This window comes from Variovorax sp. Varisp53 (assembly GCF_059491555.1).
The window spans coordinates 2790094-2803413 of sequence record NZ_CP168512.1 but is presented as its reverse complement, the minus strand read 5'-3'; the positions used below and the strand labels follow the sequence as shown (position 1 = coordinate 2803413).

The following is a 13320-nucleotide window of genomic DNA, read 5'->3' as shown; positions in this document are numbered from 1 at the left end:
TATCGGCTCAAGCGGTTTCGAAGAAACCGGTCATGGAAACCAGCCGGTCCTGGTCGTTGTAGCGGCCGTAACTCACGCCTTCTCCGATCACCTGGCCGCTGCCATTCAGCATGTTCCATTTGGCGATGCTTTGCCGATGGTGGCTGGCGAAGTAGTGTGTGACGAAATGGCCGCCCGGCACTTGACGGTGGAAGTCATCCATGCAGGCCGTCAATTGCGCCCAGCCCTGGGCGGTGGCCAGCGGGTCCTCGTAGGTGCAGGCAGGGTCGAGGGACTGGGCAAAGAGGGCTTCCCTGTCTGCGGCCGAATTTGCCTTCCATGACGCGGTATAGATCTCCCAGATGGATTGAAGCGAAGGGCTCATGGTGTGCTCCTGACGAGTGGTTTGGAGACGCCATGGTGCCGAGCCCCTGTGTGCCTTTTGGACATTTTGTGCTTATTTTCAGGCCAGAATTGCCGGTCCGGCGGCTCCTCGCCGGCGCCAGCGCCTTATCCGGAATAAGCATCCAACCGTCCCGCAACCCGCGTGGATACTGGGGAATAAGCTTATCCGCATAAGGCGCGAACCAAAAAATAGTTTGTTTCCATAAGGCCGGCTTTCAGAATCTCGGCTTCTTGCTGGGGCGATGGACGCACTGCACTTCAAGACACACGCACGATGTACCAATACACAGAATTCGACCGACAGTTCGTTCATCAACGAGCCGCCCAATTTCGAGACCAGCTCGAGCGCTGGCAAAAGGGCCGCCTCCACGAGGACGAGTTCCGCCCGCTGCGGCTGCAAAACGGCTGGTATGTCCAGCGCTACGCACCGATGCTGCGCGTGGCCGTGCCTTATGGCGAGCTCTCCAGCCGCCAGATCCGCGTGCTGGCCCGCATCGCCCGCGAATACGACGAGCCCGAAGCCGAGGTCTATAAAAAGGCCATCGAGACGCAGGGCCTGCTCGGCAGCCACAAGCTCCCGACCCACTACGCCCATTTCTCGACACGCCAGAACGTCCAGTTCAACTGGATTCCGCTCGCCAAGTCGGCCGACGTGATGGACCTGCTGGCTTCGGTCGACATGCACGGCATCCAGACCAGCGGCAACTGCATCCGCAACATCACGAGCGACGAGCGCGCCGGTATTGCCGTCGACGAAATCGCCGATCCGCGTCCGTTCGCGGAAATCATGCGGCAGTGGAGCACGCTGCACCCCGAGTTCGCGTTCTTGCCGCGCAAGTTCAAGATCGCCATCACCGGCGCCACCGAAGACCGCGCCGCGACCGGTTGGCATGACGTGGGCCTGCACATCGTGAAGAACGAGGCCGGCGAGATCGGCTTCCGCGTGCAGGTGGGCGGCGGCATGGGCCGCACCCCCATCATCGGCACCGTGCTGCGCGAGTTCCTGCCCTGGCAGCAGATCATGAATTACCTCGAGGCGGTGATTCGTGTGTACAACCGCTATGGCCGCCGCGACAACATCTACAAGGCGCGCATCAAGATCCTGGTGAAGGCCGAGGGCCAGCGCTACATCGACGACGTCGAGGCCGAGTACAAGCAGATCCTCGAGCACGACGGCGCGCCGCACACCATCACGCAGGAAGAGTACGACCGCGTGGCCGCCTCCTTCGTGCCGCCGACGCTCGCCACCCGCGTGCTGCAAAGCGCCGAGAAGACCGACGCCGAGCTGCGCGCCCAGGCCGCCGACGACGTCATGTTCGCCCGCTGGCTGGCGCGCAACGTGGCGCCGCACAAGAACCCCGCGCTGCGCGCCGTGACGCTGTCGTTCAAGCGCCTGAAGCAGGCGCCCGGCGATGCCTCGGCCGACCAGCTCGACACGCTCGCGCAATTGGCCGACCGCTTCTCGGCCGGCGAAGCCCGCGTGACGCACGACCAGAACGTCGTGCTGCCCTGGGTGCACGCCGAAGACCTGCACGCGCTGTGGCTTGCCGCCCGCGCTGCCGGCTTTGCCAGCGCCAATGTGCACCTGCTGACCGACATGATCGCCTGCCCCGGCGGCGACTTCTGCGCGCTGGCCAACGCACGCTCCATTCCCATCGCCGAAGCGATCACCGAGCGTTACCAAGACCTCGACGAGCTCGACGACCTGGGCGAGATCGACCTGCACATCAGCGGCTGCATCAACTCGTGCGGCCACCACCACAGCGGCCACATCGGCATCCTGGGCGTCGACAAGGACGGCAAGGAGTGGTACCAGGTCACCCTCGGCGGCTCCGACGGCTCCGCGCTCAGCGGCACGTCGCAGGCCGGCAAGGCGGTCGGCCCGTCGTTCTCGGCGGCCGAAGTGCCGGGCGTGATCGAGGCCGTGCTCACCGCGTACCGCGACACCCGCGAGAGCGGCGAGAACTTTATCGACACGCTGCGCCGCGTGGGCCATGACCCGTTCAAGGCCGCGGCCAACGGTGCGCGTTTCAAGGTGGAGGAAGCAGCATGAAGAAGAACCTGAACATCCTGGCCGCCGAAGAACATGTGGACGACGGCGACCCGAAAGTGCTGCAGTTGCCGAACGACGCAGACCCGCTCGCCATCGAGGTATGCCTGGAAGACATCGAGCGCATCGACCTGAACTTTCCGAAGTTCACCGACGGCCGCGCCTACAGCCAGGCCTTCCTGCTGCGCCGCCGCCTGGGCTTCAAGGGCGACATCCGCGCCACCGGCGACGTGCTGATCGACCAGCTGGTGCAGATGGAACGCACCGGCTTCTCCAGCGCCGTGCTCAAGGAAGGCGTGGACGCCTCCGACGCGCAGCGCCAATTCGACCGTTTCGCCGCGTTCTACCAGGGCGATGCGGTGAAGACCGCGCCGCACTTCGTGGCCGGCACCTGAGCCCCAAGAGACCTTCAGCCATGAGCATGGACCTCACCAAAATCAACGCCGAACTCGGCCGCAACGCCGAGGGCCTGGTGGACTGGGCGATCGGCCTGGGGCAGCCCACCATCGTCACCACCAACTTCCGCCCTTTCGAGGCCGTGATCCTGCACATGGTCACGCGCGCCAAGCGGGATGTTCCCGTGATCTGGATGGACAACGGCTACAACACCGAGGCCACATACCGCTTTGCCGACGAGGTGACGAAGCAACTGGGCCTGGACTTGCACATCTACCTGCCGCGCCGCTCGCGTGCGCATCGCGAAGCGGTGGAGGGCCCGACGCCGGCACTCGACGATCCGCGCCATGCCGCCTTCACGGAAGAAGTGAAACTGGAGCCCTTTGCCCGCGCGCTGCGCGAGACGGCGCCCAAGGTCTGGTTCACCGCGCTGCGGGCCACCGACACGGCCGTTCGTGCGCAGATGGACCCGGTCAGCGTCAACCCGGACGGCCTGATCAAGGTCGCACCGCTGCTGCACTGGTCGTCCAAGGAGTTGTACGAGTACTGCGAGGCGCATGGCCTGCCGAACAACTTCGATTACGTGGACCCGACCAAGGGCGAAGACAACCGCGAGTGCGGATTGCATCTTGCGCACTGAGAGCCAAGGTCTCACCAATTCACCGCATCCAGCATCCCCTCCGATGAACGCCCGTACCGAAACCGAACTGCTGCAGCCGCCCATGCACTCTCCCGCGCGCCTGTCCAACACGCACCTCGATGCACTCGAAGAAGAAACCGTCTTCATCCTGCGCGAGGTCGCGGCCGCCTTCGAGCGGCCCACCCTGCTGTTCTCGGGCGGCAAGGATTCGCTGGTGCTGCTGAAATGCGCCGAGAAGGCGTTCGGCACCGGCCGCATTCCCTACCCGCTGCTGATGATCGACACCGGCCACAACTTCCCCGAAGTGACCGACTACCGCGACCAGCGCGCGAAGGAGCTGGGTGCCGAACTCATCGTGCGCAGCGTCGAAGACTCGATGAAGCGCGGCACCGTGCGCCTCGCGCACCCCGGCGAATCGCGCAATGCGCACCAGTCGGTGACGCTGCTCGAAGCCATCGAGGAGTTCCGCTTCGACGCGCTGATCGGCGGCGCCCGCCGCGACGAGGAAAAGGCGCGCGCCAAGGAGCGCATCTTTTCGCACCGCGATTCCTTCGGCCAATGGCAGCCCAAGGACCAGCGCCCCGAGCTGTGGACGCTGTTCAACACGCGCCTCGCTCCCGGCGAGCACTTCCGCGTGTTCCCGATCTCGAACTGGACCGAGCTCGACGTGTGGCAATACATCGAGCGCGAACACGTCGGCCTGCCGTCGATCTACTACACGCACAAGCGTGAAGTGGTCGAGCGCCGCGGCCTGCTGGTGCCGGTGACCGGGCTGACCCCGGCGCGCGACGGCGAAACCGTGCAGGTGCGCGACGTGCGCTTCCGCACCGTGGGCGACATCACGACCACCTGCCCGGTCGAGAGCCTCGCGGTGGACGCGGGCGACGTGGTGCTCGAAACCCTGTCGGTCGACGTGAGCGAACGCGGCGCGACCCGGATGGACGACATGACCTCCGAAGCATCCATGGAAAAACGCAAGAAAGACGGTTACTTCTGATGAGCGCGACGACTGCAACCCCTGCGACCACCGACGTGCACGGCGACACCGGCACCGCCCTGCGCTTCATCACCTGCGGCTCGGTCGACGACGGCAAGAGCACGCTGATCGGCCGCCTGCTGGTCGACAGCAAGACCGTGCTGCAGGACCAGCTCGCCGGCGTGCAGCGCGGCGGCGAGACCGACCTGGCCCTCCTGACCGACGGCCTCTCGGCCGAGCGCGAACAGGGCATCACGATCGACGTGGCCTACCGCTACTTCTCGACCGCCAAGCGCAAGTTCATCATCGGCGACGCGCCGGGCCATGAGCAGTACACGCGCAACATGGTCACGGCGGCCTCGGCCGCCGACGCCGCCGTGGTGCTGGTCGACGCCACCAAGCTGGCCTGGGCCGCCGAGGTGGAAGACGGCACCGTGGTCAAGCGCGAGCTGCTGCCGCAGACGCGCCGCCACTCGCTGCTGTGCCACCTGCTGCGCGTTCAGTCGATCGTGTTCGCGGTCAACAAGCTCGACGCCATCGACGACGCCGGACTCGCCTTCGAGCGCATCTCGGCCGCGCTGAACGCTTTTGCCGAAGCTGCCGGCGTGCAGGTCGCGGCCATCGTGCCGATCTCCGCGCTCAAGGGCTGGAACGTGGCCACGCGCCATGCCGACTGGGTCGGCTACGAAGGTCCGAGCCTGCTGGAGCTGCTCGAGGAACTGCCCGTGACGGCGCAGGACGAGGCCGTGCCTTTCGCCTTTCCGGTGCAGTGGGTCGAGAAGTTCTCGGCCTCTGCCGACACCTCGCAGGGCCGCCGCGTGTTCTGGGGCCGCGTCGCCTCGGGCCATGTGGAACCCGGCCAGCGCGTGACCGTGCTGCCGAGCAACCAGACCGCCACGGTCGCGCAGGTGCTGAGCCATACGCGCCAGCCGAAGTCGGTGCATGCGGGCCACAGCGCCGGCATCGTGCTCGATCGCGAGGTCGACGTGTCGCGCGGCGACTGGCTGCTGGCGCCCGAGGCCTTCGAGCCGGTGCGCGAGATCACCGCCACCGTGGCCTGGCTCGACGACGAGCCGCTGGTCGCGGGCCGGGTGTACTGGGCGCTGCAGGGCCACCGCTGGGTCAAGGCCAAGGTGGCGCGCATCGTCGATCGCGTGAACATCACGACGCTCGAATCGGAGCCGGCAACGCAGCTGGAAGCCAACGCCATCGGCGACGTGGTGCTCACGCTGCAGCAGCCGCTGGCCGTGCTGCCCTTCACGCAATCGCGTGCACTGGGCTCGCTGGTGCTGGTCGATACCGCCTCCCACAAGACCGCTGCTGCCGTGCTCGTGCAGCCTGCCGCCGCAAGGGCCTAAAATCTGGGGTTTTCCCCGATCAAACTGACGTTAAAAGACAAATGACCCACGTCGTCTCCGAAGCCTGCATCCGCTGCAAATACACCGACTGCGTGGACGTTTGCCCCGTCGACTGCTTCCGCGAAGGTCCCAACATGCTGGTGATCGATCCGGACGAGTGCATCGACTGCGCGGTCTGCATCCCCGAGTGCCCAGTCAACGCGATCTACGCCGAGGAAGACCTGCCGGCCAACCAGATCGCCTTCATCAAGATCAACGCCGAGCTGGCCCTGGCCGACGGCTGGAAGAGCATCACCAAGCGCAAGCCGGCTCTGCCTGATGCTGAGGAGTGGAAGGACAAGACGGACAAGATCGGGGAGCTGGTCCGCTGAACCAGCCGGCCGCCACCGCCGCTGCGATCGAAACCGACGCGCTGATCGTCGGCGCCGGCCCCGTGGGGCTGTTCCAGGCCTTCCAGCTCGGCCTGCTCGAGATCTCCTGCCACATCGTCGATGCGCTGCCCGCCGCGGGCGGCCAGTGCGTGACGCTCTACGGCGACAAGCCGATCTACGACATTCCCGGCACGCCGGTCACCAGCGGCCGCGGCCTCGTGCAATCGCTGCTGGAGCAGATTGCGCCCTTCAAGCCCCAATTCCATTTCGGCGAGCAGGTGGCCACGCTCGAAAGGCAGGCCGACGAGCGGCTGCTGCTGACCACCTCGGCTGGCACCGCTTTCCTCGCCAAGACGGTGTTCATCGCGGCCGGCGTCGGCGCCTTCGTGCCCAAGCGCATCGCCGTCGAGGGCATTGCGCAATTCGAGGGCGCATCGCTTTTCTATCACCCCGATTCGCTGGAGCGTTTTACCGGCCAGACCGTGGTGGTCAACGGCGGTGACGACATCGCGCTCGAAACCGCCATCGCGCTCACGGCCATCGCGACGCAGGTCACGCTGGTGCACCGGCGCGACGGCTTCCAGGCCGAGGAAGCCACCGTGTCGGCCATGCGTACGCTCGTGGCCGAGGGCAAGCTAGCCTTCAAGGTCGGCCAGCCTACCGCGTTCGACGGCAAGCACCTGCAGATCACCACGCCCGATGCAACGACCGTCGATCTGCCGCTCGACGCGCTGATCGCCTGCCTCGGCATATCCCCGCGCCTCGGCCCCATCGCCGACTGGGGGCTGGAGCTGGAGCGCAAGCAGGTGCCGGTGGACACCGAGAAGTACGAGACCCGCGAACGCGGTGTGTTCGCGGTGGGCGACATCAACACCTACCCGGGCAAGAAGAAGCTCATCGTCTGCGGCTTCCACGAGGCTACGCTGGCCGCCTGGGGCGCCACGGCCATCGTGTTCCCCGGCAAGGCCGTGCCGCTGCAGTACACGACCACCAGCACCCGCCTGCACGAGCTGCTGGGCGTGGCCAGCTCCCGCTAGTTCCTGGCACTGGGCAGCAGCGCCCGGTACTCGCCGATGAAGCTGCCGATGGCGGCCACGTAGCGGTCGATGTCCGCATCGGTCAACGGCAGCGACAGCACGACGAAACCACGCGGCGAGGTATAGATACCCTCGCTCAGCAGGTGAAAGAACAGCAGCTGCCGCAGGCGGGCATCCACCGGCGCCAGGTCGTCCGTGCTGCGCACCTCCCCGCCCACGAAATGCGCGTTCATCAGCGAACCGATGCCGGTGAACTGCATCGCGACACCCTCGCCTGCGCACAGCGCGTTGAGCCGTGTCCGCATCGCATCGCCCCGCCCGGCCAGCGCGCCTGCCGCCTCCGGCGTGAACAGCTTCGTGAGCCCCGCGTGGCCGGCCGTCATCGTCAGCACGTTGTTGTTGAAGGTGCCCGAATGGGCCAGCGGGCCGGTGCGCGGGTCGAACAGCGCCATCACGTCGGCACGGCCACCGAAGGCGCCGAAGGACATGCCGCCGCCGATGTACTTGCCCAGCGTGGTCAGGTCCGAGCGAATGCCCAGCTTGTTCGCCAGGCCGTGCGGTGCCAGGCGCGAAGTCATCACCTCGTCGAATATCAGCAGCGCGCCGACGCGCGTGGCCGATTCGCGCAGCGCCTGCAGAAACTCCAGGCGACCCGGAATGCAACCGCTCGCGCCCTGCATCGGCTCCAGGAGGATGGCGGCGATCTCGGGGCCGTGTTTCTCGATCTGCTCCCGTGCGGTCTGCGTGTCGTTGTAGGGCAGCACCAGGAAATCGAAGGGCACGGTCGTTGGCAATGGCTTGGCACCGAAGCCCAGCACGCCGCCGTGGTAGCCACCCGAGAACACCACGATCTTGCGGCGTCCGGTGAAATGCAGCGCCGCCGTCAGCGCCATCAGGTTCGCCTCGGTGCCCGAGTTGGTGAAGCGCAGCTGCTCGATCTGCGGAAAGCGCTCGCAGATGAGCCTTGCGAGCCGGCCTTCGAGCAGGTTGTGGCCCGTGAGGTTGATACCGCCCTTCATCGCCTCGGCGACGGCCTCGCGGATCTCGGGCGCCGAGTGGCCGTAGACGCCGGCCGTGTACTCGGCGATGAAGTCGGCGTAGCGGTGGCCATCGACGTCCCACAGCGCGGCGCCCTCGCCCTTGGCGATGGTCAGCGGAAACGGCGCGTAGAACAGCACCGAGCGGCTGTTGGCGCCGGGCATGTAGCGCGCCTGTTCCTCGAACTGGCGCAGGCTCGCCGGGTTGTCTTCGGTGAAGCGCCGGTGCGCGGCTGCAAGGGCCTGGTCGATGTCGGCATGGGCCATGGCGATGTCCTTTCGGGATGACGCGCTCTTCGCATGCAGCGCGATTTATTGATCGATGCTCAATTTATTTTGTTTATACAGTCAAGCCGGCTGCCGCACAATGGCTGCAACCATGACGAAGAACCCGCTCCCCAAGCCCCCGAAGCCGCGCACCGCCGGCCGCCCCTCCGGCGGCGCAGGCCTGACGAAGCAGCGCATCGCCGAAGAGGCGCTCGCGCAGATCGACGAATTCGGCCTCGGGGCCTTCAGCATGCGCGAGGTGGCAGCGCGGCTCGACGTCTATCCCGCCACGGTGCACTGGCACGTGAGCACGCGCGAGGCGCTGCTGGCCGGAGTGGCCGCCCTCGTCATGGCCGAGGTCGCGCCGCCGCCCGGCAGGCTCATCTGGAAGGACTGGCTCGCCGAACTCTTCCGGCGCTGCCGTGCCGCCGTGCGGCGCCATCCGAACGTGGCGCAGCTGCTGGGAGCGCAGCTGGTGTCGAACGGCAGCCTGCCGATGGAGCTGGTCGAAGGCGTGCTGGCCGCGCTGTCCGAGGCCGGCTTCGAGGGCGAGCAGCTGCTCGAGGCCTACAACTGCGTGGTCGCCGCGATGCTGGGCTTCCTGACGATGGAGTTCTCGCCCCTGCCCGCCGACAACACCCAGGCCTGGGCCGAGGAGCTGCGCGAGCGCGTGCACACGATCCGCCCGCTCGACCATCCGGTGCTCACGCGCAACCTGCCGCTGCTGGCCAACAAGGCGTTCATCGTGCGATGGGACAACGGCACGACGGTGCCGCTCGACGGCAGCTTCGAGCGGCACATCCAGATCACCATCGACGGGCTCGAGGCCTTCGCGCGCCGAGTCGAGGCCGCATAGGACCCGCGGTTCGTACAGCGCCTCGCCGATGGTGGTGGCCTGCGGCCGGTGCTTCTGCGGGTTTACCCCCTGGAATGGCACGCCCGTCGTCGCGGGCTTCCCCGCAGCGGATAAACTCCGCCCTGCGCCGCGGTTCGCCACGGTGCAATTGCTAGGGGTGCTGAGCGGCTTGCCGTCCGGCTGAGAAAGTCCCTTTGAACCTGTCCGGTGGTTTCACCGGGGGCCCGCATCGTTTCCAACGACGCGGGCTCGAGGCAATCCTCGCGCAGGGAAGCTGGTCCGGTGGCCTCTCACGTTCTCTCGCGTGACGGCTGCGCCGCTCGGGCCCCGCCCACCTGCCAAACCTTTTGCACTGGAGCAAATGGATGGCAAATGATGACACCGCTACCGGCGCCAATGAGGCGCTGACGCCGCTGCCCGCCTCGCAGCGCGTGTTCGGCTGGCACGACCACGCCTCGCTCTGGTTCAGCCTCGGCGTGGGCCTGCTGGTGATGCAGATCGGCGCCTACCTGGTGCCGGCCGTGGGCACGCGCGACGCGGCCATTGCCATCGTGCTCGGCTCCTGCATCGGCGCCGGCCTGCTGGCCTGGACCGCGCGGCTGGGCTGCGAGAGCGGCCTCGCCAGCGCCGGCCTGATGCACGCCACCTACGGCAGCGCCTTCGCGCGGCTGCCGGTGCTGCTCAACATCGTGCAGCTGGTGGGCTGGACCACTTTCGAACTCGTCATCATGCGGGAAGGCACGCAGGCCATCGGCCAGTCGGTGGTCGGCCCTTCGCTCGGCACCGCCTGGGGCGGCGTGCTGACCACGCTGCTGTGGGGCGCGGTGCTGCTGGCGCTGCTCGCAGGCTCGATGGTCAAGCTGGTGCGGCGCTTCGTGAGCCGCTTCGGCCTGCCGCTGGTGGTGCTGTCGCTGATCTGGCTCACCTGGCAATTCGCGACGCGGCTGCAGGCCAAGGGCCTGGACGCCTTCTGGGCACGCCCGGGTGACGGCACGATGGGCATGTTCGGCGCGCTCGATCTGGTGATCGCGATGCCGGTCTCGTGGCTGCCGCTGGTGGCCGACTACGCGCGGCACGGCCGGCGCAGTGCGACCGGTAAGGGCGGCCTGGGCAGCGCCTTCAGCGGCACCTGGATCGGCTATGCGCTCGCCAACATCTGGTGCTACGCACTGGGCGTGATGGTGGTGAGCGTGGCCGAGCCCGGCACGGGCCTGGTCACCGCGTTGCTGCTGGCACAGGGCGGGCTGATGGCGCTGGGGCTGATCCTGATCGACGAACTCGACAACGCGTATGGCGATGTCTATTCGGGCTCGGTCTCCACGCACAGCCTGCTGCCGCGCTGGAGCGTGAAGCGCTGGGGCCTGCTGCTGGCTGCCCTGTGCATCGCACTGGCGCTGGTGCTGCCGATGCACACGCTGGAGCCCTTCCTGCTGCTGTTGAGCTCGGTGTTCGTGCCGCTCTACGGCGTGATCATCGGGCGGCTGGGCGGCGGCCAGTCGGTGTCGCCGGCCGGCACGCGGCAGATCGATTTCGGCGCGGCGCTGATCTGGATCGCGGGCATTGCGGCGTACCACGCGCTGGCCAGGTGGGCGCCGCAGTTCGGCTCTGCGCTGCCCACGCTGGCGGTGACTTTTGTTCTCGCGCGGCTCAGCCGGCCTTCACCGGCAAACGGTGCGTCGGCACTGGCGCAAAGCCGTGGTTGAGGGGGCCATGACCCGCGCCGACCTGCACGTTCGCACCAGCGGCCATCGCGCCGAGGATGTAGTCGCGCGCCTGTTCGACCGCCTCGGGCAGCGCCGCGCCCAATGCCAGATGCGCGGCAATGGCCGAAGACAGCGTGCACCCCGTGCCATGCAGATTGCGGCTGGCAATGCGCCTGGAAGCCAGCCGCTTGCGTTCGCCGCCGGATTGCAGCAGCACGTCGACCACGTCGTCGCCCGGCAAATGGCCGCCCTTGAGCAGCACGGCCTTTGCACCGAGCGCGAGCAGTTCGTCGGCGGCGCCGTCGAGGGCATCGACGCCATCGATGGCATGGCCGATCAGCAAGGCGGCTTCATCAAGGTTGGGCGTGACGACCACGGCGCGCGGGAACAGTTCGCGCACCAGCACCTGCACCGTCTCGGCCGCGATCAGGCGGTCGCCGCTGGTGGCGACCATCACGGGGTCGAGCACCACGTTCTTCAACTGATAGCGGTCGATGGCCCAGGCCACCACCTCGATCACCTCGGGCGCGTGAAGCATGCCGAGCTTGACGGCATCGACGCCGATGTCTTCCACCACCGCCTGTATCTGCGCCTTGAGGAAATCGGGCGGCACGCCGTGGATGCCCGAGACGCCGAGCGTGTTCTGCGCGGTGAGCGCGGTGATGGCCGTCATGCCATAGCAGCCGAGCGCCGCGAAGGTCTTGAGGTCGGCCTGGATGCCGGCGCCGCCGCCGCTGTCGGAGCCGGCGATGGAGAGCACGCGTGCGTAGCGCTGGGTGGGTGCTGGGGTCATGCCGAAAATTATCGGCGACCGGGCATGCATTTCTCCCTCCCCTTCCGGGGGAGGGTGGGGGTGGGGGCACGCGGCGCATCCATTGGGCGCTCTGCCCGCCCCCATCCCAGCCTTCCCCCAGAGGGGGAAGGAGCAAGACCATGAGCCTTCCTTTTCAATCGGCTGCCATCCTCGGCGCAGGCCTCATGGGTCGGCTGCTGGCGGTGACGCTCGCGCAGGCCGGCTGCAAGGTCGATCTGTTCGAAGCCGGCAGTCCCGATGCCGAAGGCGCCGCCGCGCGCGTGGCTGCGGCGATGCTCGCCCCGTTGGCCGAATCGGCCGTGGCACCGGTGTCGGTCGTGCGCATGGGGCAGCATGCGCTGTCGCGCTGGCCCGAACTGCTCGCCTCGCTCGCTCAGCCCGTGTTCTTCCAGCGCGAAGGCACGCTGGTGCTCTGGCACCGGCAGGACGCCGCCGAAGCCGCACGGCTTGCGCGCGTGCTTGCGAACACCGTCACGCAGGTACCTGAACTTGCGCCGATGCAGACGCTCGACGCGCAAGCAATCGCCGCGCTCGAGCCTTCGCTGGGCCAACGTTTCGCGCAGGGCCTGTTCCTGCCGGGCGAAGGCCAGCTCGACAACCGCGCGTTGCTGACTTCGCTGCTCGCCACGCTGCAGGCCAGCCCGCGCGTCACGCTGCACTGGCAATCGCCGCGCGCGCCCTCGGACTTTTCGCCCGGTGCGACGGGCCAGCCCGACTGGGTGATCGACTGCCGCGGCCTCGGCGCCAAGCCGCAATGGAACGCGCTGCGCGGCGTGCGTGGCGAGGTGATCCGCGTGCACGCGCCCGAGGTGAGCCTGAAGCGCCCCACCCGCCTCGTGCATCCGCGCTACCCGCTCTACATCGCACCCAAGCCCGGCAAGCTGTTCGTGATCGGCGCGACCGAGATCGAATCGGACGACATGTCGCCCGCCAGCGTTCGCTCCACGCTCGAACTGCTGAGCGCTGCCTATGCCGTGCACAGCGGCTTCGCCGAAGCGCGCATCGTCGAGATCGCCACGCAGTGCCGCCCCACACTGCCCGACAACCTGCCCGCCATTCGCCAGCCGCAGCCGCGCGTGCTGCAGATCAACGGCCTGTACCGCCACGGTTTCATGATCGCGCCCGCGCTGCTCGACGCCGCGATGGAACTTCTTGCGCATGGCCACTCGGCCCTCGCAAGGAGCTTCGGCATGGAGACCTCCGACACATGACGATGAACATCCTGATCAACGACAAGCTCTTCACGCTGCCAGACCACGCCAGTCTGACCGACGCTCTGGCGGCATTGAACGCCACGCCGCCTTTCGCGGTGGCCGTGAACCGCGAGTTCGTGCCGCGCTCGGCATACGCCGCGCGCACGCTTCAACCCGACGACCGCATCGAAGTGATCCGCCCCGTGACCGGCGGCTGAATGATGATGGAGACAAAGAA

The 13320-nt window shown here is 67.4% G+C and carries 14 protein-coding genes; 11 read left to right on the top strand and 3 right to left on the bottom strand.

The window, feature by feature from the left end:
* Positions 1–7: 7 nt before the first annotated feature.
* A complete protein-coding gene (locus tag ACEOAB_RS13105) occupies positions 8–364 on the bottom strand; it encodes a nuclear transport factor 2 family protein (protein ID WP_413749800.1) in 357 nt (118 codons plus the stop codon).
* 294 nt (positions 365–658) lie between these two features.
* Here ACEOAB_RS13105 and ACEOAB_RS13100 point away from each other — a divergent pair, with 294 nt between their 5' ends.
* Genes ACEOAB_RS13100 through ACEOAB_RS13070 form a run of 7 tightly spaced genes read left to right on the top strand, consistent with a single transcriptional unit; the run spans position 659 to position 7212 of the window.
* On the top strand, positions 659–2437 hold the full coding sequence (locus tag ACEOAB_RS13100; protein WP_056599082.1) for a nitrite/sulfite reductase: 1779 nt from the start codon (positions 659–661) through the stop codon (positions 2435–2437).
* Positions 2434–2829: a DUF934 domain-containing protein gene (locus tag ACEOAB_RS13095; RefSeq protein ID WP_056518187.1), complete on the top strand. Its 396-nt coding sequence runs from the start codon at positions 2434–2436 to the stop codon at positions 2827–2829. Before ACEOAB_RS13100 ends, ACEOAB_RS13095 begins: the two co-directional genes overlap by 4 nt.
* Positions 2830–2849: 20 nt before the next feature.
* The gene (locus ACEOAB_RS13090; protein ID WP_056599085.1) at positions 2850–3470 is read left to right on the top strand and encodes a phosphoadenosine phosphosulfate reductase domain-containing protein; all 621 of its coding nucleotides are present in this window, start codon (positions 2850–2852) and stop codon (positions 3468–3470) included.
* Positions 3471–3513: 43 nt separating this feature from the next.
* Complete coding sequence (gene cysD, locus ACEOAB_RS13085; protein ID WP_413749801.1) at positions 3514–4467, top strand: sulfate adenylyltransferase subunit CysD; 954 nt, start codon at positions 3514–3516, stop codon at positions 4465–4467.
* The gene (locus ACEOAB_RS13080; RefSeq protein WP_413749802.1) at positions 4467–5804 is read left to right on the top strand and encodes a sulfate adenylyltransferase subunit 1; all 1338 of its coding nucleotides are present in this window, start codon (positions 4467–4469) and stop codon (positions 5802–5804) included. Before cysD ends, ACEOAB_RS13080 begins: the two co-directional genes overlap by 1 nt.
* 41 nt (positions 5805–5845) lie before the next feature.
* Positions 5846–6175 carry a ferredoxin FdxA gene (gene fdxA / locus ACEOAB_RS13075; RefSeq protein WP_056599092.1) on the top strand — a complete coding sequence of 110 codons (330 nt, stop codon included), beginning with the start codon at positions 5846–5848 and terminating at the stop codon, positions 6173–6175.
* Positions 6133–7212, top strand: a complete 1080-nt coding sequence (locus ACEOAB_RS13070) for an NAD(P)/FAD-dependent oxidoreductase (protein ID WP_413749803.1) — start codon at positions 6133–6135, stop codon at positions 7210–7212. Before fdxA ends, ACEOAB_RS13070 begins: the two co-directional genes overlap by 43 nt.
* Here the strand turns inward: ACEOAB_RS13070 and ACEOAB_RS13065 are convergent.
* A complete protein-coding gene (locus tag ACEOAB_RS13065; protein WP_413749804.1) occupies positions 7209–8516 on the bottom strand; it encodes an aspartate aminotransferase family protein in 1308 nt (435 codons plus the stop codon). The two genes, ACEOAB_RS13070 and ACEOAB_RS13065, sit on opposite strands and share 4 nt — an antisense overlap.
* 112 nt (positions 8517–8628) lie before the next feature.
* Between ACEOAB_RS13065 and ACEOAB_RS13060 the strand changes: the two genes are divergently transcribed.
* Positions 8629–9372 carry a TetR/AcrR family transcriptional regulator C-terminal domain-containing protein gene (locus ACEOAB_RS13060; RefSeq protein WP_413749805.1) on the top strand — a complete coding sequence of 248 codons (744 nt, stop codon included), beginning with the start codon at positions 8629–8631 and terminating at the stop codon, positions 9370–9372.
* A 365-nt stretch (positions 9373–9737) separates the two neighbouring features.
* Complete coding sequence (locus ACEOAB_RS13055) at positions 9738–11075, top strand: purine-cytosine permease family protein (RefSeq protein WP_413749806.1); 1338 nt, start codon at positions 9738–9740, stop codon at positions 11073–11075.
* Here the strand turns inward: ACEOAB_RS13055 and thiD are convergent.
* Positions 11020–11868 (bottom strand): bifunctional hydroxymethylpyrimidine kinase/phosphomethylpyrimidine kinase, encoded by an 849-nt coding sequence (gene thiD / locus ACEOAB_RS13050; protein WP_413749807.1) that lies wholly within the window; start codon positions 11866–11868, stop codon positions 11020–11022. The genes ACEOAB_RS13055 and thiD overlap by 56 nt on opposite strands.
* Before the next feature lie 140 nt (positions 11869–12008).
* Here thiD and ACEOAB_RS13045 point away from each other — a divergent pair, with 140 nt between their 5' ends.
* Positions 12009–13100, top strand: a complete 1092-nt coding sequence (locus tag ACEOAB_RS13045; protein WP_413750857.1) for an FAD-dependent oxidoreductase — start codon at positions 12009–12011, stop codon at positions 13098–13100.
* Positions 13097–13300 carry a sulfur carrier protein ThiS gene (thiS, locus tag ACEOAB_RS13040; protein ID WP_413750858.1) on the top strand — a complete coding sequence of 68 codons (204 nt, stop codon included), beginning with the start codon at positions 13097–13099 and terminating at the stop codon, positions 13298–13300. Before ACEOAB_RS13045 ends, thiS begins: the two co-directional genes overlap by 4 nt.
* Positions 13301–13320: the final 20 nt, after the last annotated feature.

Bases quoted from the DNA above. Each gene is read 5' to 3' on its own strand.
- ACEOAB_RS13080 (WP_413749802.1), top strand. From the start codon at position 4,467: ATGAGCGCGACGACTGCAACCCCTGCGACCACCGACGTGCACGGCGAC.
- ACEOAB_RS13090 (WP_056599085.1), top strand. From the start codon at position 2,850: ATGAGCATGGACCTCACCAAAATCAACGCCGAACTCGGCCGCAACGCC.
- ACEOAB_RS13055 (WP_413749806.1), top strand. From the start codon at position 9,738: ATGGCAAATGATGACACCGCTACCGGCGCCAATGAGGCGCTGACGCCG.
- thiD (WP_413749807.1), bottom strand. From the start codon at position 11,868: ATGACCCCAGCACCCACCCAGCGCTACGCACGCGTGCTCTCCATCGCC.
- ACEOAB_RS13060 (WP_413749805.1), top strand. From the start codon at position 8,629: ATGACGAAGAACCCGCTCCCCAAGCCCCCGAAGCCGCGCACCGCCGGC.
- thiS (WP_413750858.1), top strand. From the start codon at position 13,097: ATGACGATGAACATCCTGATCAACGACAAGCTCTTCACGCTGCCAGAC.
- ACEOAB_RS13095 (WP_056518187.1), top strand. From the start codon at position 2,434: ATGAAGAAGAACCTGAACATCCTGGCCGCCGAAGAACATGTGGACGAC.
- ACEOAB_RS13100 (WP_056599082.1), top strand. From the start codon at position 659: ATGTACCAATACACAGAATTCGACCGACAGTTCGTTCATCAACGAGCC.
- ACEOAB_RS13065 (WP_413749804.1), bottom strand. From the start codon at position 8,516: ATGGCCCATGCCGACATCGACCAGGCCCTTGCAGCCGCGCACCGGCGC.
- ACEOAB_RS13105 (WP_413749800.1), bottom strand. From the start codon at position 364: ATGAGCCCTTCGCTTCAATCCATCTGGGAGATCTATACCGCGTCATGG.
- fdxA (WP_056599092.1), top strand. From the start codon at position 5,846: ATGACCCACGTCGTCTCCGAAGCCTGCATCCGCTGCAAATACACCGAC.
- ACEOAB_RS13045 (WP_413750857.1), top strand. From the start codon at position 12,009: ATGAGCCTTCCTTTTCAATCGGCTGCCATCCTCGGCGCAGGCCTCATG.
- cysD (WP_413749801.1), top strand. From the start codon at position 3,514: ATGAACGCCCGTACCGAAACCGAACTGCTGCAGCCGCCCATGCACTCT.